The organism is Minwuia sp. IMCC3060, from assembly GCF_029909435.1.
Lineage (GTDB): Bacteria > Pseudomonadota > Alphaproteobacteria > Minwuiales > Minwuiaceae > Minwuia.
Genome location: NZ_CP123782.1, coordinates 471,142 through 493,074, shown reverse-complemented (window position 1 = coordinate 493,074; position 21,933 = coordinate 471,142). Strand labels below are relative to the sequence as shown.

23 protein-coding genes are annotated in these 21,933 nt (G+C 66.1%); 14 read left to right on the top strand and 9 right to left on the bottom strand.

The features are described 5' to 3' along the window. Positions 1–7: 7 nt before the first annotated feature. Positions 8–832 carry a phosphonate ABC transporter ATP-binding protein gene (gene phnC, locus QGV54_RS02230; RefSeq protein WP_281018500.1) on the bottom strand — a complete coding sequence of 275 codons (825 nt, stop codon included), beginning with the start codon at positions 830–832 and terminating at the stop codon, positions 8–10. Positions 833–983: 151 nt separating this feature from the next. Here phnC and QGV54_RS02225 point away from each other — a divergent pair, with 151 nt between their 5' ends. Next, on the top strand, positions 984–1,547 hold the full coding sequence (locus tag QGV54_RS02225) for an HD domain-containing protein (RefSeq protein ID WP_281018501.1): 564 nt from the start codon (positions 984–986) through the stop codon (positions 1,545–1,547). Positions 1,548–1,562: 15 nt separating this feature from the next. Here the strand turns inward: QGV54_RS02225 and chrA are convergent, their stop codons facing one another. Both chrA and phnF read right to left on the bottom strand, forming a co-directional pair. Further along, on the bottom strand, positions 1,563–2,867 hold the full coding sequence (gene chrA / locus QGV54_RS02220) for a chromate efflux transporter (RefSeq protein WP_281018502.1): 1,305 nt from the start codon (positions 2,865–2,867) through the stop codon (positions 1,563–1,565). A gap of 111 nt (positions 2,868–2,978) precedes the next feature. Beyond that, complete coding sequence (gene phnF / locus QGV54_RS02215; RefSeq protein WP_281018503.1) at positions 2,979–3,740, bottom strand: phosphonate metabolism transcriptional regulator PhnF; 762 nt, start codon at positions 3,738–3,740, stop codon at positions 2,979–2,981. 155 nt (positions 3,741–3,895) lie between these two features. Here phnF and phnG point away from each other — a divergent pair, with 155 nt between their 5' ends. From phnG to QGV54_RS02165, 10 genes are all read left to right on the top strand, one after another. Beyond that, the gene (gene phnG / locus QGV54_RS02210) at positions 3,896–4,312 is read left to right on the top strand and encodes a phosphonate C-P lyase system protein PhnG (RefSeq protein ID WP_348638780.1); all 417 of its coding nucleotides are present in this window, start codon (positions 3,896–3,898) and stop codon (positions 4,310–4,312) included. Beyond that, positions 4,312–4,920: a phosphonate C-P lyase system protein PhnH gene (gene phnH, locus QGV54_RS02205; protein WP_281018505.1), complete on the top strand. Its 609-nt coding sequence runs from the start codon at positions 4,312–4,314 to the stop codon at positions 4,918–4,920. The genes phnG and phnH overlap by 1 nt, the downstream gene beginning before the upstream one ends. A gap of 3 nt (positions 4,921–4,923) precedes the next feature. Next, on the top strand, positions 4,924–6,021 hold the full coding sequence (locus tag QGV54_RS02200; protein ID WP_281018506.1) for a carbon-phosphorus lyase complex subunit PhnI: 1,098 nt from the start codon (positions 4,924–4,926) through the stop codon (positions 6,019–6,021). Continuing rightward, entirely contained in the window at positions 6,018–6,902 is an 885-nt protein-coding gene (locus QGV54_RS02195) for an alpha-D-ribose 1-methylphosphonate 5-phosphate C-P-lyase PhnJ (RefSeq protein WP_281018507.1), read from the top strand. Before QGV54_RS02200 ends, QGV54_RS02195 begins: the two co-directional genes overlap by 4 nt. Continuing rightward, positions 6,899–7,687, top strand: a complete 789-nt coding sequence (gene phnK / locus QGV54_RS02190; protein ID WP_281018508.1) for a phosphonate C-P lyase system protein PhnK — start codon at positions 6,899–6,901, stop codon at positions 7,685–7,687. Before QGV54_RS02195 ends, phnK begins: the two co-directional genes overlap by 4 nt. A gap of 3 nt (positions 7,688–7,690) precedes the next feature. Beyond that, positions 7,691–8,398, top strand: a complete 708-nt coding sequence (phnL, locus tag QGV54_RS02185) for a phosphonate C-P lyase system protein PhnL (protein ID WP_281018509.1) — start codon at positions 7,691–7,693, stop codon at positions 8,396–8,398. Between the two features lie 72 nt (positions 8,399–8,470). Further along, positions 8,471–9,178, top strand: a complete 708-nt coding sequence (locus QGV54_RS02180; RefSeq protein ID WP_281018510.1) for a DUF1045 domain-containing protein — start codon at positions 8,471–8,473, stop codon at positions 9,176–9,178. Between the two features lies 1 nt (position 9,179). After that, positions 9,180–10,322 (top strand): alpha-D-ribose 1-methylphosphonate 5-triphosphate diphosphatase, encoded by a 1,143-nt coding sequence (locus tag QGV54_RS02175; protein WP_281018511.1) that lies wholly within the window; start codon positions 9,180–9,182, stop codon positions 10,320–10,322. Next, the gene (gene phnN, locus QGV54_RS02170; RefSeq protein WP_281018512.1) at positions 10,315–10,905 is read left to right on the top strand and encodes a phosphonate metabolism protein/1,5-bisphosphokinase (PRPP-forming) PhnN; all 591 of its coding nucleotides are present in this window, start codon (positions 10,315–10,317) and stop codon (positions 10,903–10,905) included. Before QGV54_RS02175 ends, phnN begins: the two co-directional genes overlap by 8 nt. Positions 10,906–11,018: 113 nt before the next feature. Then, complete coding sequence (locus tag QGV54_RS02165; RefSeq protein WP_281018513.1) at positions 11,019–12,029, top strand: glutathione S-transferase C-terminal domain-containing protein; 1,011 nt, start codon at positions 11,019–11,021, stop codon at positions 12,027–12,029. Between the two features lie 9 nt (positions 12,030–12,038). On the opposite strand, the gene QGV54_RS02160 is transcribed toward QGV54_RS02165, so the two are convergent. From QGV54_RS02160 to dctP, 5 genes are all read right to left on the bottom strand, one after another. Next, positions 12,039–13,340 carry a TRAM domain-containing protein gene (locus QGV54_RS02160; RefSeq protein ID WP_281018514.1) on the bottom strand — a complete coding sequence of 434 codons (1,302 nt, stop codon included), beginning with the start codon at positions 13,338–13,340 and terminating at the stop codon, positions 12,039–12,041. After that, a complete protein-coding gene (locus QGV54_RS02155) occupies positions 13,337–14,077 on the bottom strand; it encodes a TlyA family RNA methyltransferase (protein ID WP_281018515.1) in 741 nt (246 codons plus the stop codon). Before QGV54_RS02155 ends, QGV54_RS02160 begins: the two co-directional genes overlap by 4 nt. A 25-nt stretch (positions 14,078–14,102) precedes the next feature. Then, entirely contained in the window at positions 14,103–15,470 is a 1,368-nt protein-coding gene (locus QGV54_RS02150) for a TRAP transporter large permease (RefSeq protein ID WP_281018516.1), read from the bottom strand. Then, positions 15,467–16,099: a TRAP transporter small permease gene (locus tag QGV54_RS02145; RefSeq protein ID WP_281018517.1), complete on the bottom strand. Its 633-nt coding sequence runs from the start codon at positions 16,097–16,099 to the stop codon at positions 15,467–15,469. The genes QGV54_RS02150 and QGV54_RS02145 overlap by 4 nt, the downstream gene beginning before the upstream one ends. A 107-nt stretch (positions 16,100–16,206) precedes the next feature. After that, positions 16,207–17,256, bottom strand: coding sequence for a TRAP transporter substrate-binding protein DctP (gene dctP / locus QGV54_RS02140; RefSeq protein ID WP_281018518.1), 1,050 nt, complete (start codon positions 17,254–17,256; stop codon positions 16,207–16,209). 201 nt (positions 17,257–17,457) lie between these two features. On the opposite strand from dctP, the gene hpnC reads away from it, so the two are divergent. The 3 genes from hpnC to hpnE are packed head-to-tail and all read left to right on the top strand — an operon-like array spanning position 17,458 to position 20,428. Further along, entirely contained in the window at positions 17,458–18,330 is an 873-nt protein-coding gene (gene hpnC / locus QGV54_RS02135) for a squalene synthase HpnC (protein WP_281018519.1), read from the top strand. Then, positions 18,327–19,175: a presqualene diphosphate synthase HpnD gene (gene hpnD, locus QGV54_RS02130; RefSeq protein ID WP_281020052.1), complete on the top strand. Its 849-nt coding sequence runs from the start codon at positions 18,327–18,329 to the stop codon at positions 19,173–19,175. The genes hpnC and hpnD overlap by 4 nt, the downstream gene beginning before the upstream one ends. Next, positions 19,175–20,428 carry a hydroxysqualene dehydroxylase HpnE gene (hpnE, locus tag QGV54_RS02125; protein WP_281018521.1) on the top strand — a complete coding sequence of 418 codons (1,254 nt, stop codon included), beginning with the start codon at positions 19,175–19,177 and terminating at the stop codon, positions 20,426–20,428. The genes hpnD and hpnE overlap by 1 nt, the downstream gene beginning before the upstream one ends. Before the next feature lie 2 nt (positions 20,429–20,430). Here the strand turns inward: hpnE and QGV54_RS02120 are convergent, their stop codons facing one another. Continuing rightward, positions 20,431–21,906, bottom strand: coding sequence for an adenylate/guanylate cyclase domain-containing protein (locus tag QGV54_RS02120; RefSeq protein WP_281018522.1), 1,476 nt, complete (start codon positions 21,904–21,906; stop codon positions 20,431–20,433). Between the last annotated feature and the right edge of the window lie 27 nt (positions 21,907–21,933).

Here is a 21,933-nt window from a genome sequence, read left to right as displayed (position 1 = left end):
CGTCGGATCAGGCGGGCACAGCGGCGGGGCCAAGTCCCTGCGGCTGTCGTGCCCCGCGACCCAGCGCGGTAGACGTCATGGATTCATCGATTTCGTGATCGGCACCGTAGATCTCGCGCACCGTCGCGGCACTCAGGGCGCTGGACGGACCGTCGAAGACCAGTTCTCCCTGACGCATCCCGATCACCCGGTCACAATAGGCACGGGCGGTATCCAGGGTGTGCAGGTTGCACAGCACCGTCATCTGGTCGCGTTCATGGATCTGGCGCAGCGACTTCATCACCGTCTCGGCGCTCAACGGGTCCAGCGATGCGATGGGTTCATCGGCCAGGATCATCTTGGGGTTCTGCGTCAGGGCGCGGGCGATGGCGACGCGCTGCTGCTGGCCACCGGACAGGGTCTCGGCCCGCTGCAGCGCCTTGTCGGCAATGCCCAGCCGGTCGAGTGCCGCCAGCGCGCGGTCAATGTCCTCGTCACTGAAGATGCTGAACAGGCTGCCGATCAGGCCATGGCCATTCAGCCGCCCGAGCATCACGTTGGTCACCACATTCAGGCGCGGCACCAGATTGAACTGCTGGAAGATCATGGCGCAGTCCCGCTGCCAGGCCCGCTTCTCCCGCCCCCGCAGTTGCAGCACATCAACGTCGTTGACCAGGACGGCACCGGCGCTCGCCGGTGTCAGGCGATTGATCATGCGGAGCAGCGTGGACTTGCCTGCGCCCGAGCGACCGATGACGCCGACCATCTGCGGACGCGCAACGTCGAAACTGACATCCTTGACAGCCACGACACCGCCGCCGAACTGCTTCTCCAGCTTTCGGACTTCCAGCATCAACCCCTCCTGAAGTTCGGGAGCAGGTCTAGTGGTGCGCCATGAAACGCAGATGACAGTCCTGTGAAGCTTTTTTGACGGTCGATGGTCATTGGGCTGCAACAGTCAGATGCGATAATCAGTTCCGTTTGTCTGTATCCGGGAGGTCGGAATGCCCACGAAAGCTGTCGAGCGCCTTTTCACCCGTCTGGCGGAGCGTGGCAGCGGCAGCTATGGCCTCTCCGACGTTTCCCAGCTGGAGCATGCGCTTCAGTCCGCCACGCTGGCGGAGGCGCAGGGTGGCGATGACGCCCTGGTGATTGCCGCGCTGCTGCATGACATCGGGCATCTGGTGACCGACACGGACGAGGCGCTGGCTGAAAGGGGTATCGATGACCGGCATGAAGTCGCGGGCGCGCGGACACTCGATCTCGTGTTCGGACCGTCGGTGGCCGACCCGGTGCGGCTGCATGTGGCTGCCAAACGCTATCTCTGCACGGTCGAACCGGACTACTTCGATCTGCTGTCCGCCGATTCCGTGCGCAGCCTGGAACTGCAGGGTGGCCTCATGGACGAGGCCGAGCGGACCGCATTCGAGGCCGAGCCGGGCCACCGCGCCGCGATCAAGCTGCGCCGCATCGACGACGCCGCGAAGGTGCCGGGGATGGAGACGCCTGTGTTGCAGGACTATCGGGACATGGCCGATGGTCTGGCCGCCGCGCATCAGGGCGGGTGATCCTCGACCCGCAGGTCACTGCATTTCTGCAAGGACCCATCCGGTCGCGGCAGAGATCGCCAGCACACGGCCGATTCCCCAGTGCAACCGCAGCAGCAGCACAGCACTCAACAGCGACAGCACCGGGACACGCCAGTCGATACTTGCCAGCTCCGGCTGCCACAAGGTCAGCGGCCCGACGGTCTGCCGTGTGACATTGGCGAACATCACATGCAGCGCGAACCAGATCGACAGGTTCAGCATGACCCCGACCACCGACGCCGTGATCGCGGCCAGCGCCCCCCGGAGGCGCGGCTGGCCGGAGATCCATTCGATGTAGGGCGCCCCGGCGAAGATCCAGAGAAAGCATGGTGCGAACGTCGCCCATAGGGTCACCATGGCTCCGGCGAGCCCGAGCCAGAGCCCGCCGCTCCGGAACCCGGCGAGAAAGCCGACGAACTCCGTCACCAGTATCAGCGGCCCCGGCGTCGTTTCCGCCAGACCAAGCCCGTCCAGCATCTCCCCTGCACTCAGCCAGCCGAATCCCGTGACGACCTGCTGCGCCATGTAGGCCAGGACCGCATAGGCGCCACCAAAGGTCACGACCGCCAGCTTGGAGAAGAAATGGCCGATCGTGGCGAGTACCGGGGCCGCCGCCAGCAGGTCCAGCAGCAGCAGCGGCGCCCACCAGACGAACAGCCAGAGCAGGACCGTCTGTCCCGTTGACCTGACAGAAACGGGGGCGGGCGCAGCACGCCCTGCCTCCCGCGCATCCGCCGCACCGGGCCGCAGGCTGAACCCGACGACCGCCGCGGCGACGATGATCAGCGGGAACGGCAACTCGAACAGGAATATCCCGCCAAAGGCCGCACCGGCGATGATCCAGCCGGTCAGACGATGCAGGGCCCGTCGCGCCACCTTCAGCAGTGCTTCCACGACGATCACCAGGACCGCAGCCTTGATGCCCAGAAACAGCGTCGCCAGCAGCGGGGTCTTGCCGAAATGGGCGTAGAGAATGGCCAGGCCAAGGACCACGCAGGCACCGGGAATGACAAAGAGCATGCCCGCCAGCAAGCCACCCGGAACGCCGCGCAACCGCCAGCCCGCATAGGTCGCAAGCTGCATCGCCTCCGGCCCCGGCAGCAGCATGCAGAAGCTCAGCGCGTCGAGATACTGCCGCTCCGAAAGCCAGCGCTTCTCCTCCACCAGCACCCGGTGCATCAGAGCGATCTGGGCGGCGGGTCCCCCGAACGAAAGCAGACCGATGCGCCCGAACGCGCGGAAGACATCCGGCCAGGCCGGCGCTCCGGCGGGCAGACGGACGGAGGCGGATTCAGTCATGGCGTTCATCCATTGCATCGCCGCACCGGCGATGGGGTGCTTGGTGGAGGACAATTCCGGCCTGCAGCAGTTGCAGGTCATCGCGAAACTTTCGTGACAGACCGGCCTCTCTCAGGCCTGATCTATCACGATCTCGACGCGGTCGGCGGCGAAGCGGGTTTCCGAAAGCTGGATCGGGGCGCCGTGCAGATCCACATTCAGGGCGCGCGCAACCATGACGAGACCGTCATCCGTCAGGTCGAGCTCGGTCGCCTCCACCGGCAGGGCGCGTCGTGCCTCCAGCACCGTGGAGCGGCGTACATAATCGGCAACGCCGCAGGCCGCGAGGGCCCGGGTTATGGAGCCGGTGCGGTCCAGATGTACAGGCAGGTCTGCGAAGCGGGCGGCATCGAACCAGTGTGTGGCGAAGCTGATCGGCGTCTCCTCCGCCATGCCACGGGTCTCCAGCATCACGACGTCGGCCCCGACGGCGAGCCGCAGCGCCTCCGCTACCACCGCGTCGGCCGCGACCCGCGCGTGGCGCAGCAGCAGCAGCCGGCCCGAACTGTTCTGCGCCTCCAGCGCCGTGGAGAATCGCGTACGGCGGCCGATCGGATAGGTGATGCGCGGACGCCGCACCACGAAGGTTCCGCGCCCCCGCTCGCTGCGGATCACCCCTTCGCGACCGAGTGCGGAGAGGGCAGCCCGCACGGTATGGCGGTTGACGCTGAAACGGGTGGCAAGCTCGGCCTCGGAAGGCAGACGGCCGTCCCGCTCCGCCGACCACAGCGCCAGATCCTGGCGAATCCGGTCCGCGATCTGGCGCCAGAGCGCCACACCGCTGCGGCGGCCCACGTCAGCCGTATCCGTCATCTTGTCTGTCAGTTCCGTCACCTGTCGTGGTCCCTGTCACATGGCTGTCACGCCGACACTATAACCGGATGACAGGGAAACAACAGTTGTCTATACAAATAGACAACTATGACGACCGGCATCGGAGCAGACCCGTGAGCACCACCGAACCAGACCTTCAGCCCAGGCGCGACCGCATGGCCGTGCTGGCCCGTGCGGAGGGCAAGCAGTTGCGCGAACTCTGGGGCGGTCTCGGGATCGATCCGGCCTTCGAGATGGTGCGCGGACCGGAGACCGGACTGGCCACCGTGCGCGGCCGGATCAGCGGCGATGGTGCCCCCTTCAACTTCGGTGATGTGACCGTCACCCGCGCCAGCGTCCGGTTGCAGGACGGCGCGGTCGGTCATGCCTATCGCCTCGGCCGTGACCAGGGGGCAGCCCGACTCTGCGCCGTCATCGACGCGTTGGCCGATGACGCGGCGATGGCGGCGACCATCGACAGCCGGCTTGTGGAGCCGCTGCGCGAAGCACTTGCCGCGCGGGACCGGCAGCGGCAGGCGGAGACCGCTGCAACGAAGGTTGATTTCTTCACGCTGGTGCGGGGAGAGGACTGATGGCCGAAACGGATTTCCTCTCGGGCGGCCTCGCCGATCCGGTGATTGCCGGCCAGTCAGCCTTCCGCGCCATCATGCAGGCCATGGCGGAACCCGGGACGATCCAGGCCATTACGGATTGCCCGACGCCGCCGAAAGGTCTGCGTCGGACCATGGCCTCCATCGCGACCACGCTCTGTGATGCCGACACGCCGATATGGCTGGATCCTGAACTGGCGGGCAATCCGCTGGTCGTGAAGTGGCTGGCGTTTCATACCGGCGCGCCGGTCACGGCAGACAGTGCAGCGGCCATGTTCGCCTTCGTCAGCGACCCGTCTTCCATGCCTGCGCTGGATCGCTTTGCCAAGGGCACGGATGCCTACCCGGATCGCTCCACCACTTTGGTACTGGCGGTGGACGGCTTCGACAGGGGCACGCCACTGTCGCTCACGGGACCCGGAATCGAACACCTGCGCCGGTTCACCTTCGCCCCCATGCCGGAGGCCTTCATCGACCAGTGGAGCGGGAATCGCGCCCTCTTCCCCCGCGGCGTGGACCTGATCCTCGCCGGGCCCGAAGCGGTCGCCTGCCTGCCGCGCTCGACGCGGATCGGGAAGGGAGAGGACTGAGCCATGTATGTTGCCGTGAAGGGTGGCGAGACCGCCATCGACAATGCCCACAAGCTGCTGGCCGACCGCCGTCGCGGCAATCGGGACGTGGCCGACCTGGGTCTGGACCAGATCATGGAGCAGCTTTCGCTGGCCGTGGACCGGGTGATGAGCGAGGGCGCGCTGTATGACCGTGAACTGGCCGCGCTGGCCATCAAGCAGGCGCGGGGCGACCTGATCGAGGCGATCTTCCTGGCCCGCGCCTATCGCACCACCCTGCCCCGCTTTGGCTATACCCAGCCCGTGGATACCGGCCGGATGCAGGTGGAACGGCGCATCTCGGCCTGCTTCAAGGATCTGCCGGGGGGACAGCTTCTGGGACCCACGTTCGACTATACCCACCGCCTGCTCGACCCGGCGCTGGCGGGTGGCGCCGCTCCTGAGACACCTGAGGTGCGCGACCCGGACGGTGCCCCGATGATGCGCGTCTCCGACTTCCTGGGGCAGGAGGGGCTGCTGGAACCCGCACCCGACGCCGCGGACAAGCCGGTGCCCGACGACATTGCCCGCAACCCGATGAGCTATCCGATGGACCGGGACGCCCGGCTGCAGGCGCTGGCGCGCGGCGACGAGGGCTTCCTGCTGTCGATGGGCTACTCCACCCAGCGCGGCTATGCCCGCAGCCACCCCTTCGCCGGAGAAATCCGCATCGGGGAGGTGGAGCTGGAGATCGCGGTGCCGGAACTGGATTTCGCCGCACCGCTGGGCCGCATCCAGGTCACCGAGTGCCAGATGGTCAACCAGTTCCAGGGCTCGGCCAAGGCCCCGCCCCAGTTCACCCGCGGCTATGGTCTGGTCTTCGGTCAGGCGGAGCGCAAGTCCATGGCCATGGCCCTGGTCGACCGGGCCCTGCGCGCCACGGAACTGGGGGAGGATCTGACCGCCCCGGCGCAGGACGAGGAGTTCGTCATCGCCCATTCAGACAACGTCCAGGCGACCGGTTTCGTGGAGCATCTGAAACTGCCCCACTACGTCGATTTCCAGTCGGAACTGAACCTGGTCCGGCGGATGCGGGCAGAGGTGGAAGCGCGCACTGAAACACATCAGGAGGCGGCGGAATGAGTGCCCTCGACGCCGGAAACGAACAGGTCATCGCGACCTACAATTTCGCCTATCTGGACGAGCAGACGAAGCGCATGATCCGCCGCGCGCTCCTGAAGGGGATAGCCGTGCCGGGCTACCAGGTGCCTTTCGCCAGCCGGGAAATGCCGATGCCCTATGGCTGGGGCACCGGCGGCGTGCAGGTCACCGCCGCGATCATCGGACCCGACGACCGGCTGAAGGTCATCGACCAGGGCGCCGACGACACCACCAACGCCATTTCGATCCGCAAGTTCTTCGAGCGCACGACCGGTGTCGAGACCACCACGGCCACGGCAGAGGCCAGCATCATCCAGACCCGCCACCGCATCCCGGAGACACCGCTGACCGCAGGGCAGATTCTCGTGTTTCAGGTGCCGATTCCGGAGCCGCTCCGGTTCCTGGAACCGCGCGAGACCGAGACCCGGACCATGCACGCGCTGGAGGAATACGGCGTCATGCATGTGAAGCTGTATGAGGACATTGCCCGCCACGGCCACATCGCCACCACCTATGCCTACCCGGTGAAGGTGGAGGGGCGCTATGTCACCGACCCCTCCCCCACACCGAAGTTCGACAATCCGAAGATGCACCGCAATCCGGCGCTGCAGCTGTTCGGGGCAGGGCGGGAGATGCGCATCTATGCCATTCCGCCATGGACGGAGGTCGTCAGTCTGGATTTCGAGGATCACCCGTTCGAGGTGCAGGCATTCGATCGGCCCTGCGCGCTGTGTGGCGCTGAAGACGTGTTCCTGGACGAGGTCATCACCGATGACCGGGGCGGGCGGATGTTCGTCTGCTCCGACACCGACCATTGCAACAGGCGTCAGGCAGAGGGCCATGCGGGGGAGCAGGCGGCATGAGCATGCAGGACAATGATCCGCCGCTGATGCGTGTCAGCAACCTGACACACATGTACGGTGACCGTATCGGCTGCCGCGATGTCAGCTTCGATCTCTATCCGGGGGAAGTGCTGGCGGTCGTCGGCGAATCCGGTTCCGGCAAGACCACCCTGCTGAACTGCGTTTCCGGCCGGCAGCACTGCACCGCAGGCACAATCAGCTACCGCATGCGGGACGGTCGGCTGCAGGACCTCAATGCCCTGTCAGAGGCGGAGCGGCGGTTCCTGATGCGCACCGACTGGGGTTTCGTGCACCAGAATCCCGCCGACGGGCTGCGCATGAACGTCTCCGCCGGGGCGAATGTGGGGGAGCGGCTGATGGCGGTGGGGCAGCGCCACTATGGCCGCATCCGCGAAACCGCCGACGACTGGCTGGGACGGGTGGAGATCAGCCATGACCGTATCGACGACCGCCCCGGGACCTTCTCGGGCGGCATGCGGCAGCGGCTGCAGATCGCACGCAATCTCGTCACCGGACCACGGCTGGTCTTCATGGATGAGCCGACCGGAGGGCTGGATGTCTCGGTTCAGGCGCGGCTGCTGGACCTGTTGCGGGGTCTGGTCGATGACCTGGGCCTGTCTGCCATCGTCGTCACCCACGACCTCGCCGTGGCGCGGCTGCTGTCCCAGCGGATGATGGTCATGAAGGACGGACAGGTGATCGAGACCGGCCTGACCGACCGGGTGCTGGACGATCCCCAGGCGCCCTACACGCAGCTTCTCGTTTCCTCCATCCTGCAGGTCTGAGCCATGACACAGCGCCTTCTTCTGACCGGTGTCGACAAGTCCTTCACCCTGCATCTGCGCGATGGCGTGACCCTGCCGGTCGTTGCCGGGGTCAGCTTCCATGTCGATGGCGGCGAATGTGTTGTCCTGGGCGGACAGTCCGGGGCGGGCAAGAGTTCGATCCTGAAGATGGTCTATGGCAACTATGGCGTCGGTGCCGGGCAGATCCTGATCACCCATGCCGGTGACCAGGTCGACATGGCCAGCGCGGACGCGCGGCTGGTGATGCAGGTCCGGCGACAGACGCTGGGCTATGTCAGCCAGTTCCTGCGCGCCATCCCGCGGGTTGCGGCCATCGACGTGGCAGCGGAACCGCTGGTGCGTGCCGGTGTCACCGCCGAGGCGGCGCGGGAGCGCGCGGCGGCACTGTTCGCGCGCCTCAATCTGCCCGAACGGCTCTGGTCCCTGCCACCCGCGACCTTCTCCGGCGGGGAGCAGCAGCGCGTGAACATCGCGCGCGGTTTCCTGCCCGATCTGCCTGTCCTGCTGCTGGACGAGCCGACGGCATCGCTCGACGCCCGCAATCGCCAGGTGGTGATTGACATGATCGCGGAGAAGAAGGCGAACGGGACCGCACTTCTGGGTATCTTCCACGACGCGGATGTCCGTGAAGCCGTGGCCGACCGAATCGTTGATGTCAGCCGGTTCGCAACCGCTGCGGTGGCCGCATGACCGGTCGCGAAGCTGTCATGACGATCAGGTATTCGATGCGCGAATCGGGCTGACGTAGAAAGGGGTCCAACGATGCGACATGCCATCTACTTCGTGCCACCGCCGGAGGATCCAATGGGCCGGATCGCGACCCAGTGGCTTGGCCGGGATGTCTTCACCGGTACCGTCAGTCGCAATCCTGCGGTCGGCAACCTGAGTTCGGCCGACGTCGCCTTCCACACCGCAGCCGCCCGGCGATACGGCTTTCATGCGACCATGAAGGCACCTTTCAGGCTGGCGCGGGGCCGCGGCGAATCAGAACTGGTGCAGGCCTTTCTGGACTTCTGCCTTGATGAAACCGCCTTCATCGTGCCGCACATGAAGATCGCCCGCATCGGTCGATTCTTCGCCCTGGTTCCGGCCCGGCCCTCGCTGGAGATCGACGCCCTGGCCTGCAAGGCAGTGTTGGCATTCGAGCGGTTTCGCGCGCCATTGAGCGAAGCTGAACTGGCCCGCCGCCAGCCCGGTTCCCTGACCATCGCGCAATTGCGCAACCTGCATCGCTGGGGCTATCCGCACGTGCTGGATACCTTCCGTTTCCACATGACCCTGACCGGACCCGTGCCCGACTCCGACCGTGCGACCGTGGAGCATGCGTTGCAGGAATGGTTTGCACCCGTGATCGATCTGCCGATGACCCTCGGCAGCCTGGCCCTGATGCGGGAGGCGGAGCCGGGTGCGCCGTTCCGCGTCCACGAACATGCCCCGCTGCAGCAGCTGAATGAACGGATGACCGCCTGAAATGAGCCAAGAGACACTGTTGAAGAATGCCCGCCTGGTGCTGGAGGACGAGGTCGTGACCGGCTCCGTGCTGCTGCGTGACGGTCTGATTGCCGATGTGGGCGGCGCGTCGGAAGCTGCAGGAGACGACATGGGTGGGGACTACCTGCTGCCCGGTCTGGTGGAACTGCATACCGACCATCTGGAGGGTCATTACGCCCCCCGGCCCAAGGTCCGCTGGAACCCCTTTGCCGCCGTGCAGGCGCATGATGCGCAGATCGCAAGCTCTGCCATCACCACGGTCTTCGACGCGCTGCGGGTCGGCAATACGGACGGAGATCATGATCTGGTCACCGACGACATGGTGGTGCTGGCCGAGGCCATACAGAGCGGCATGGCGACCGGGCGACTGCGCGCCGACCATTTCCTGCATCTGCGGTGCGAGGTCTCATCACCCGATTGCCTGGCCGCCTTCGAAAGGCTGGGCGGCAAGCAGGGGGTGCGTCTCGCCTCCCTGATGGATCACGCGCCGGGACAGCGGCAGTTCGCCAATCTGGATGCCTACAAGATCTATTACCAGGGCAAGCTGAAGATGACCGATGCCGAGTTCGCGGCGTTCTGCGACATGCGTGTGGACCAGTCGCGGCAGAACTCCGACCACAATCGCGGCGCCATCGCCGAAATCGCGCGGCAGCGTGGCATCGTGCTGGCCAGCCATGATGACGCCACCCGCGAACACGTCGACGAGGCGGAGGACAATGGCGTGCGCGTCGCCGAATTCCCGACGACCGAGGCCGCCGCCAGATCGTCCCATGAGCGCGGCATGGCCGTCCTGATGGGCGCACCCAACGTTGTCCGCGGCGGTTCCCATTCCGGCAATATCGCGGCGCAGCACCTCGCGGAACTGGGACTGCTCGACATCCTGTCGTCGGACTACATCCCCTTCAGCCTGATCCAGGCGACATTCCAGCTTGCGGAGACCGTAGACGGCATCTCCCTGCCCCAGGCCGTAGGCATGGCGACACACCAGCCCGCACGTTCGGTGGGACTGGACGACCGGGGCGTGATCGCGGTAGGCAAGCGCGCCGATCTGGCGCGCGTCCGTGTCCAGGATGGCGTACCTGTGGTGCGCACGGTCTGGCGTCAGGGGGAACGGGTTGTCTGAACAGGGTGGCGGCGACAGGGACGGCGATACAGGCGGCGCGCTGCTGGTCATCGTCGGGCCGAGTGGCGCGGGCAAGGACACCCTGATCGACGGACTCCGGCTCCACTTCGCCGACGATGCCCGTGTCCGCTTCGTGCAGCGCACCGTGACTCGAAAGGCCGACCCGAATGCCGAGGCGCACGCGAGCATGACCGTGGCCGACTTCGAGGCCGCGCAGCAGGCCGGAGCCTTCTCCGTGACCTGGGACGCCAACGGCCTGAAATACGGTCTCCCTGCTGATGTTGCCGACCATCTGGCCAGCGGCGGGCTGGCCATCGCCAATGGTTCCCGTCAGGCGCTGCCTGCGATCCGTGCCGCGTTCGCCCGCGTGATCGTGGTTGCCGTGACCGTCGCCGAGGCCGAACTCGCGCGCCGTCTTGCCGCCCGTGGACGGGAAACTGCCGAGGAGATCAGGGCCCGCCTGCAGCGCGCCCGAGACCTGAAGGTCAGCGGCGATGACGTGCTGCACCTGGACAACTCCGGTCCGCCGGAAGTCGCGACGGCACGGCTGTGTCGCGTGGTCGAGGATGCGCTTCAGCCCTGAAACGGGTTCCGGAGCGCCCATTTGTCCATGACACGCCGCTCCATTGTGTAGGATGATCCCGGTGAAACTGCCGCCATGGGGAGGCGACGGTTCCTGTTGGGGAGATACAGACAATGACTGATCCGATCCGGTTGCTGGGCGGGCTTGGCTCACCCTATTCGATGAAGATGCGCGCGATACTGCGCTACCGGCGTCTGCCCTTCATCTGGGAACTGCGGAACATCGAAAGCAGGGCGGAGACAGCGCATGTGAAGCCGCAGGTCATCCCCATGGTGCAGTTTCCCGATGATGTGGCCTGGCGGGTGGATTCAACCCCCATCGCGCATGAGCTGGAGCAGCGCCATACGGAACGCTCCATCCTTCCGGAAGATCCGGTACATCGCTTCCTCGCCAACCTGATCGAGGACATGGCCGATGAATGGCTGACCAAGGCCATGTTCCACTATCGCTGGTTCTATGCCGCCGACCGGGACTTCGCATCCTGGTGGATCGCTTCCGACAATGTCCCGGCCGCCGCCCCGCTGGAGGAACGCCGCGCCTTTGCCCGCGACATCTGCGAGCGCCAGGTGAGCCGCATGCCGATCGTCGGCTGCACGGAGGAAAATCGCCCGGTCATCGAGGAAACATTTGCCCGCACCGTTGATGCGCTGGAAACCCATGTTGGGCTTGGCAACTACCTGTTCGGCACCCGGCCCTCGATCGCCGACTTCGGCCTGTTCGGCCAGTTGCGCACCCTGGCCGACGACCCGACATCGATGACGGAGATGCGCCGCCGCGCCCCGACCGTGGTCCACTGGATTCGCCAGACCGATGACCTGTCTGGACTGGAAGGGGACTGGGGCACGTCGGATGCCGAACTGCCGCAGGCCGTGCATGACCTGCTCGCGCTCTGCGGTCAGGCCTATCTGCCCTTCCTTGCCGCCAATGCGGAGGCGCTGGAGAGCGGCGCGGAGGAAGTGCGCATGACCATCTTTGGCCGGCCCTACGCACAGGCGCCGTTCCGCTATCAGGGCAAGTGCCTCAGTCGCCTGCGCAGCCTCTACGGCCGCCTGAAGGGAACCGACAAGGCCCGTGCCGACGCCCTGCTGTCCCCATCCGGCTGTCTGGAGGTCCTGGCCGAATAGATCGGGCCATCACGCCAGTTCGAACAGGCCGAAGAGTTCGATTTCGGGGGACCAGTGGAACTGGTCGAACGGCGTGAGCGAAACAAGACGGTAGCCGCCATCGATCAGGATGCGGGCGTCCCGGGCAAATGTTCCCGGCGCGCAGGACGCGTAGGCAATGCGCGGCACCTGCGCCCCCGCCCCCGCCAGCACCTCCACCTGCGCCCGCGCGCCCGCCGCGGGCGGGTCGAGGATCACCAGATCCAGCGGGGCGATCTCGACCGCGCTCAAGGGATCACGTGTCAGGTTGCGGACACTGGTGGTGATATTGGTGCGTCGCGCCTTGTCCGCCCCGGTGCGCAATGCCTGCACGGCGTCGGCCGCACTGTCGATGGCCAGCACCTCCGCGCCCGTCGGTATGCCTGCGGTCAGGGTGCCGACACCGCAGAACAGGTCCGCGACAGAACCGGCACCCGCCGACGCCAGACCGACGCGGCGGCGCATTTCCGCTTCCACCAGCCGGTCGGTCTGCAGGAAGGCCCCCGGCGGCGGCGCGACAGTCAGACCCGGCCATTCCAGCACCGGCTGACGCCGTGCGCCGATCGGCGTTTCACCGTTCCTGCCTGTCAGCGTCAGGCGCGCCAGATCATGGGTCTCGGCGAATTCCGCCAGATCCATGAACAGGTCCGCCCCCTGCCGCATCTCCGCCTCCAGCAGCATGTCCGCACCGCTGTCGGTCATGTTGATGGAGATCCGGGCGGATTCCTGTGGCGCCAGATGCGCCGCCAGCAGGGACCGCAGCGGCGCGATCAGGGCTTCCAGCGCCGGCTCCAGCACCGGACAGGGTCCGATGTCGACCAGGTTCCTGCTGCCACGCTCGTGAAACCCGATGGCCACGGACTTCCGCCCGCCGACCTGCGAGGTCAGGCTCACGCGCCTGCGGCGTCCCGGCCCGCCCAGGAAGGTTTCATCAACCGCCACATCGCTGATCCCGCGCCGCTCCAGCGCGGCGACGACCTGGTCCCGTTTCCAGTCCGCCAGGAAATCCGCCGACAGATGTTGCAGGGCACAGCCCCCGCAGCGCCCGAAATGCGGGCAGGCCGGTTCCACCCTGTCCGGACCCGGCGAGACCTGTTTCACGACACGGGGCCGTGGCGCGGCAGCGGCTTCCGGTCGCCCCTTGCCCCGGCCCTTCGGCTTGCGCGGCGCACGCGGCTGTTCAATCACCACCACGTCGCCCGGCGCGGTGAAGGGCACATGCACGGTCCGGCCGTCCAGCGCGGCGATACCGTCACCGGCACTGCCCAGCCCTTCGATTCTCACTTCACTCATGTGCCGCGCTCTCCCGCCAGCAGAAATTCGATATTGCCCTTCGGGCCCGTGATCGGGCTTTCGATGCTGCCCAGCACATGCCAGTCCGGCTGTTCCGACAGCCATTCCGTCAGGCGTTGGCGCACCTCATCGCGCACTTTCGCGTCACGTACCACCCCGCCCTTGCCCAGGGCTGCACGCCCGGCCTCGAACTGCGGCTTCACCAGCGCGATCACCCGTGCACCCGGCGCGGCCAGCGCCAGCGCCGGGGCAAGGACCAGCGTCAGACTGATGAAGCTGGCGTCACAGACAATCAGGTCCGGTTGATGCGGCAGGTCATCCAGGGTCAGCTCGCGGGCGTTCATCCCCTCAAGCGAGGTAACATCCGGCCGCTGGCTCAGACTCTCGTGCAACTGGTCCCGTCCGACATCGATGGCAGTCACATGACGCGCGCCACGTTGCAGCAGGACATCCGTGAAGCCGCCGGTCGAAGCACCTATGTCCAGGCAGTTGCAGCCTGTCGGATCCATCCGGAAATGGTCCAGCGCCGCCACCAGCTTCAGCGCCCCCCGACTGACATAGGGATGATCCGGCTCCGACAGGGCCAGAACCTGTTCAGGCTCCACGATCTCCGCCACCCGACCGACCGTCTGGCCGTCCAGCGTGACCTTGCCAGCCTCGATCAGGGCCCGCGCACGGCCCCGGCTCTGTGCAAGACCCCGCGCCACGAGTTCCAGGTCCGCCCGGCGTCCGCTCATGACGCCGGGCCGGACGGATGCAGGATCAGTTGAGCATCTGGTTGGGCAGCCAGGTGATGATGGCGGGGAACGCCACCAGACCGGCAACCGTCAGCACGTCGGCGATGAAGAAGGGGCCGATACCCCTGAAGACATCCGACAGCGGTATGTCCGGTCTGACGCCGTTGACGACGTAGCAGTTCAGACCGATTGGAGGCGTGACCAGACATATCTCCACCATCTTCACGACAATGATCCCGAACCAGATGGCAACATCGTTGCTGCCCGGATCGAACCCGAGCCCCGGGCCAAGCGCCACGACAGCCGGATAGACCACAGGCAGGGTCAGCAGCAGCATCCCGATGGCATCCATGAACATGCCCAGCACCGCATAGGCAAGCAGGATCAGGATCATGATGGTCCAGGGATCGAGCGGCAGGGTCACGATCCAGTTGGCGAAATTCTCCGGCAGACGGGCAAATCCGAGGAAGCGCACGAAGATCAGCACGCCCCAGATGATGGAGAAGATCATCACCGTCAGCTTGGCCGTCTCCAGGATCGCGTCCTGGAACTGATGCCACTTCATGCCCCGGACAGCTGCCATCACCAGCACGACGAAGGCGCCGAGCGCGCCCGCCTCGGTCGGTGTCGCGAGGCCGAGGTAGATACCGCCGATGATGATCGCGATGACCAGCAGGATCGGCGTGGTACCCGGCACGCTCTCGAACCGCTGCTTCCAGGTATAGCCCCGGATCGGGCGGCCCAGTTCCGGATTGCGCCAGGCACGGTAGATGATCAGCAGGGCATAGACGACAGCGGAGAACAGTCCGGGCAGGAAACCGGCCAGCAACAGCGCGCCAACCGATTGTTCGACGATGATGGCGTAGATGACCAGGATCGCACTCGGCGGAATCAGTGATGCCAGTGTGCCGCCCGCGGCGACCACGCCTGCAGCCAGGCGCCTGTCGTACCCCGCCGCCAGCATTTCCGGAATCGCGATCCGGGCGAAGACCGCCGCCGTGGAGGTGGAAGCACCGGAGACCGCGGCGAAGCCGGCGGTCGCGAACACGCTGGCCACGGCGAGTCCGCCCGGCACCCAGCCGATCCAGCGCCGCGCAGCCTCGAACACCGCCTTGGTGATGCCCGCATGAAACGCCAGATAACCGATCAGGATGAACATCGGCAGCACACTGAGCGTATAGGCGACCGATTTGGAATGGGGGGTGAGCCCGGCAAGCCCGGCCCCGGCCATGAAGGCCTTGGCAAGATCGAAGTTGGGCTTCGCGTAGAGCACCGCGATGATACCGACCATGCCGACCAGGGCGCAGGCGAAGACGACGCGCATACCAAGCGCGATAAGGCAGAGCAGCGCCACCATGCCGATGATGCCGATTGTCAGTGGATCGGTGATCATGCGCCTGCTCCCCGGTTGGCGGCATTGTTGTCCCTGTCCTCGTCACCGGTGCTCTCGATGTCCTGACGGGCCACATCCTCGATTGTCGGAATCGTCGGCACGCCGACCGGCGTCTTCGAAGGATCGAGAAACAGGCGCATGTAGCCGATCAGCTGCAGCAGCAGGCGCAGCCACAGCAGGCTGAAGGCGACCGGCACGATCAGCTTCGACGGCCAGACCGGGAAATTGGCATCAATGGTGGAGTCACCCTGCTCGAAGGCGCGCTCGAAGTGGGTATAGCCATAGGCGATCAGCACACCGACAACGATCAGGGACAGGACAATCGCGAGGGATTCGGCCAGCCAGAGCCACCGTCCCTTGAGACCACGAATAGCCAGATCCATGCGCACATGACCGCCAGCCCGCTGGCAATAGGCGATACCCATGAAGGCGAAGACCGCGATGGATTGCTCGACGAAGTCGATATAGCCCCACATGGGGTAGCCGACGGTACGCAGGAAAATCTGCGAAACGCCAAGCAGCATGAGAAAGACAATGGAGTAGGCCGCGACCAGGTTGAAGATCGTCTCAACGCGGCCCAGCGTACGATCGAGCTGGCCCATGTTGGACTCGCCCTGCGTTGCGTCCATGCTCGCCCCTCCCCGGGAAACGAAAACAGCTATATCGTTCTGAAATTGTTCAAGGAAATGAAAGGGGCGGACCCGCCAGGAGCCCGCCCCGAATCATGTCACTGCCTTCAGGAACCGGCAGCCTTTTCGGCTTCGGCCAGCAGGAAGTCCAGCAGTTCCTGCGCCGGAATCTTGTCGCCGTAGGCATCGACGAAAGCTTCCTTCCACAGGGGCTCACCGATTTCCTTGCGGAAGGTGGCCAGCTCGTCCTTGGTGAAGCGGATTTCGGTCAGCTGCTTCTGGAACATCGGGATGTTCACCTTGTCAGCCGCCTCATAGGCTTCGCGCATCTTCTCGTAGGCCGGCCATTTCAGCTCCAGCAGCAGGTCGCGATACTGCTGCGGCAGGGCGTTCCAGGCGTCGATGTTGAAGACGGTCGGGCAGTCAGCCGTGCCGGGCTGGAAATTGCCCGTGAACCAGTCGGCAACCTCGTTCACCTTGTAGGCCGCATGGGCATAGGTGTAGGGGAAAGACACCGCATCAACCGTGCCGCGTTCCAGCAGCGTGTAGACCTCGGTCGCCGGCACGCTCATCAGCGTGGCACCCAGCTTCTCCATTGCCTGGGCGACACCGCCACCGGCGCGGACACGCATGCCGTTCCAGTCCTCCAGGGACTTCGGCGGCTTGCCGCGGCCCAGGAATTCATACTGCGGCAGGATGCCGGCCATGTAGATCACGGCATTCCAGTTGGCCATTTCCTTCTTCACATGCGGATGCTGGTAGAAGGCGTCCGATGCCTTGATCCGCACGTTCCAGTCACCGATGGGCAGGAACGGCAGGGAGAAGATCATAGACGAAGGCGTCTTGTCCGGGCTGTAGAAGTTGCAGAAGTTCGCCCCTTCGAACGCGCCGAGCTGGATGCCATCCAGGTTCTCGCGCGGCTTGGACAGACCACCGTAGGACAGCTTCAGCTGGAACTTGCCACCGGTCCGGCGGTCCAGCTCGGCCACGATGTATTCCAGGCCGGCCGTGAATGCCCGGGGCTTGCCCCAGATGGAATGGTTCCAGGTGACGGCCGGGCCGTCGACCATGTCGGAATGGCTGCCGGCCTGCGCGGCCCCGGCCATTCCCAGCGCAACAGCAATCGCCGCCACGCCTTTCAGCGTCTTGTGAAACATGTGTTTCCTCCCTGAGTTTGACACTTTGATGTCTTTGTTGGCGCAGAGACTATAGGGGCCGGGTGCCGTGATCAATCGGCTTCGCCCATCGGTGCCAACAGTTGAACAGCCGCCAATGCGCACCCTTCTCCATCACCCTTGCTTCCTGTACACCCCTGCAGGTCGGACATGGGTGCGACGGATCGGGGGAACGGGACCGAAATGACGGCTGAGCTGCAGATGTCCCGACAGGTGGACCCCGCCGCGCAGGCACGGGAGGAGAATTTTCCCGTTGGATCAGTGCTGCTGCCGCGCGGACTCCGGCCACACGTCGCGACGTTCTATGCCTTCGCCCGCACCGCCGACGACATTGCCGACGCCCCTGATCTGACAGCCCCTGCGAAGCTTGAGCGGCTCGACGCGCTGGAGGCCGCCCTGATCAATGGCAGCGACCTGCCAGCCTGTGCCGTGGCGGACCGGCTGCGCCGCAGCCTGCTCGCGACAGGGGTCACCGACACCCATGCACGTGACCTGCTGGCCGCCTTTCGCCGCGATGCCCGTCAGGACCGTTGTCGGGACATCGAACAACTGCGCGACTACTGCAGACTCTCTGCCTCCCCCGTGGGCCGCTACCTTCTCGACCTGCATGGCGAGGACCGGCGTGGCCATGCCCTTTCCGACCCGCTCTGCGATGCCCTGCAGATCATCAACCACCTGCAGGACTGCAAGGAAGACTTTCAGCGCATGAACAGGGTCTATCTGCCTCTCGACTGGCTGCAGGATTCGGGGACGGACGAATCATCGCTGCTGGCCGGTCGCAGTTCACCTGCCCTGCGTGCGGTTCTCGACCGTTGCCTCGACCTCTGTGACACCCTGCTGGAGAAATCACGCCCGCTGCCGCACAGCCTGAAGAGCGCGCGGCTGGGGGCGGAGGCGGCGGTGATTCATGCGCTGGCGCGCCGGATGGCAAGGCGGCTGCGGAACCGCGATCCATTGTGCCAGCGCACCCGGCTTTCGAAACCGTCGGCCCTGCTTGTCTCCGTTCTGGCTGCCGGGCGCTTCGCCCTGACCCGCGCCTTCGGATCCCGCGCATGAGCAGCCTTGCGGAGGCGGATCGCCACGTTCGCATGGTCGTGGACCGCTCCGGCACCTCCTTCGCCATGGGCATGCGCGCCCTGCCCCCTGCCGGGCGGCGGGCGATGTACGCGATCTATGCCTTCTGCCGGGAGATCGACGACATCGCCGATGAGCCGGGTGAGGAAGGCATGAAGCGCCAGGCACTGTCCGACTGGTCGGAGGAGATCGAGGCGCTCTACGCCGCGCGCCCGGGTCGACCGACGGCTGTTGCGCTCGCCGCCGCGGTCGAGGGCTATGACCTGCCGAAAGCCGAATTCCACGCCCTGATCGACGGCATGCTGATGGATGTGGACATGGATTTCGGCGCAGCACCGCCGCTGGACCATGCCGGACTGCACCTCTATTGCCGCCGCGTCGCGGGCGCGGTCGGCATGCTGTCGGTCCAGGTTTTCGGGGAACCGCGCGCAACGCAATATGCGCTGGCGCTGGGGGATGCGCTGCAACTGACCAACATCCTGCGTGACATCGGGGAGGATGCGGCGGCGGGCCGCCTGTACCTGCCCGCTGACCGGCTGGCCCACCACGGCATCGCCGTCACCACGCCGCAGGAAACCCTGTCCCATCCGGCGGTACGGCTGGTCTGTGAGGAACTGCTGGCGGAGGCGGAGAGCCGCTTCCGGGACGCCGACACGCTGTCGGCCCGGCTGGACCGGCGGAAGCTGCGCCCGGCCCTGCTGATGGACATGATCTACCGCAGCCACCTTGCCAGGCTGAAGCGGCGCGGCTTTGCCGAGCCGACCAAGCGGCTGCGCCTCTCCCGCCTCGCCAAGCTGGGACTGGCCCTTCGTGCGCTGACGGTCTGATGAGTGGCCCGCAGACGATCATCGTCGGGGCCGGGCTGGCCGGACTGGCCGCCGCACTGCGGCTGTCGGCGCGCGGGCGCCGCGTCACGCTGCTGGAGGCTGCACCTGCCGCAGGCGGGCGATGCCGCAGCTTCCACGATCCGGCGCTGGGACGCGTGATCGACAATGGCAACCACCTGATGATGACCGCCAACGAGGCTGTGTTCGACTATCTGGCGGAGGTTGGTGCGCTGGACCGGGTGACGATCGGCGAACCCGCAGCCTATCCCTTCATCGACACGGTGACCGGCGCGCGCTGGACAGTCCGCCCCAACGCCGGCCGGGTGCCGTGGTGGGTCCTGCGGCGATCCCGATCCGTGCCCGGGGCACGATTGCGGGACTGGCTGGCGGGGCTGCGGCTGCTGCTGGCGGGACCGGACGCGACGGTCGCCGATTGCATTCCCGGGGACACATGGCTGTGGCGGCGGTTCTGGGAGCCCCTGTCCGTCGCGGCCCTGAACACGGCAGCCGACGAAGCCTCCGCGCAGTTGCTCGCAGCCACCTGCCGCCTCACCTTCGCCCGCGGTGAACGCTGGTCGCGTCCGGTCACGGTGCGCGACAGCCTGGCGGATACGCTGATCGATCCGGCCATCGAATGCCTGCGCGACAGGGGCGTGGAGATCAGTTTCGGTGAGCGGGTCCGGTCGATGCAGCGCACCCCGACCGGCGGGGCCGTCAGCGCCATCGAGACATCGCGCCGGACGCTGGCCGTTGGTCCCGACGACCGGGTGATCCTGGCGGTGCCCTCATGGAACCTGCCCGATCTGCTGCCGGACGTCCCGGTCCCGGAAGGCAGCCGCATGATCCTGAACCTGCACTTCGATGCCACTGGCCATACCGCACAGATGCCACCGCTGACCGGGCTGACCGGTGGGGTCGCACAATGGCTGTTCTGCCGCGACGGTCTGGCGTCCGTGACGGTCAGCGCGGCGGATCGCTTCGCCGATGATACCGCAGAAGCACTCGCCCGCCGGATCTGGCCGGAAGTCGCCATCGCACTGGGCGACCGGACGATGCCCCTGCCCGCATTTCGGGTCGTGAAGGAACGCCGTGCGACCTTCGCCGAGACACCCGCGAACGAGCCGCGGCGTCCCGGCCCCGACTGCACGGTGCCCAACGTGCTGCTGGCCGGAGACTGGAGCGTACGCGGCCTGCCCGCCACCATCGAGGGCGCGATCCGGTCAGGCCGCATGGCGGCTGATCGGATTACCTGACATCATGCCAGCACCCGCCAGACCGAGATCTCGCGGGCACGGCCACGGATGGGGACCTTGCCGAGTTCTTCGAAGCGGAAGGAATCGCCCGCCGCGCTGCGGGTCGTGCCGCTGACCAGGATCGGGCCGCCCATCTCCTTGGCCAGCCCTTCCAGCCGCGAGGCGACGTTCACGCTGTCGCCGATGATCGTGTAGCCGAGCCGGTCACCGCCGCCCACCGCACCTGCGGCCACCGTGCCTGTATTGATGCCGATGCGGGTCACAAGCCGGATGTCCCTGCCCGGGCCGAACCGCTTCCCCTCCAGCGCCTGTTCGATCGCCAGTCCGGCACGGATGGCGCGGGCGGCGTGGTCATGGTGGGGAACCGGTACGTTGAAACTGGCGAAGATCGAATCACCGATGAAGGCATTCACGGTCCCGCCCTCGGCCCGGATCGGCTGCAGAACCACTTCGAAATAGTCGTTCAGCAGGGCGATGGTCTCCGCCGGGCTGAGCAGCTCCGAAATGCCCGTGAACCCCTGGATGTCAGTGAACATGATGGTGGCGATACGTTCCTCGCCCGCCAGCACGCCGGGGTCCCGGATCAGTTGCTCCGCCACGGCCTCCGGCACGTACTTGCCAAAGGTCTCCCGAATCGCCTGACGTTCGTTCAGCCCGTCCACCATCTCGTTGAACCGCGTGGTCAGGGCACCGATCTCGTCGTTGGAGGTCACCGGCGCACGGACGGTCAGGTCGCCCCGTGCCACACGTTCCACTGCCGCCACCAGAATCTCGATGGGCCGGGTGAGCGAGAGGGGCAGAAAGACGATGACAATGCCGATCAGCAGGAAGCTGACGGCAATGTCCATGATGATGGCATTCTCCATCGGCAGATCCAGCCCGCCACCGTCACGGTAACGGACGAACCAGAAGAATTCGGTCATGAGCAGGAGCAGCGGCATGATCGAGATGACGCTGATGACGACAATCATCCGCCGCCGCAGGTTGCCGCCACCGCCGGGCAGGATGAGCCCGCGTGTGGCGAAGAGGTGCAGCTTGATCCTGGTCACCAGCGTGTTGAGCAGGAAGAAGACGAGGTATCCCGCCACGGCAGCCAGTACCAGCGAGACGAAATAGACATAGTCGAGCGGCAGATCGAAGTTGCCGCCGTAGGAACCGGCCAGGGGGCTGAGAAAGAACCCGATGGGGAAGAACAGCATATAGAACCCGACGGCCCACATGGCCGTTCGCAGCGGCAGCCGCTCCAGCGCCAGCCGTGCCTCCGGTGTGTCGTCGCCCGCGATCAGCCCCGCAACGGGCCGGAACAGGAACCGGCGCGCCAGCAGGATGTTGAGGGCGACAAGGACCGTGCCGTCATAGAACAGGGTCCACAGCAGATACCCTGGCTCCCCCGATGTCGCGGAGAACAGGGCGTTGGCGAATATGTTGCCGCTGGCCGGGATGGCCAGCGCGATCGCGAACTGGCGTGCGGCGTTCATGGAAATGAAAAACGCCCGGCCCCGAGG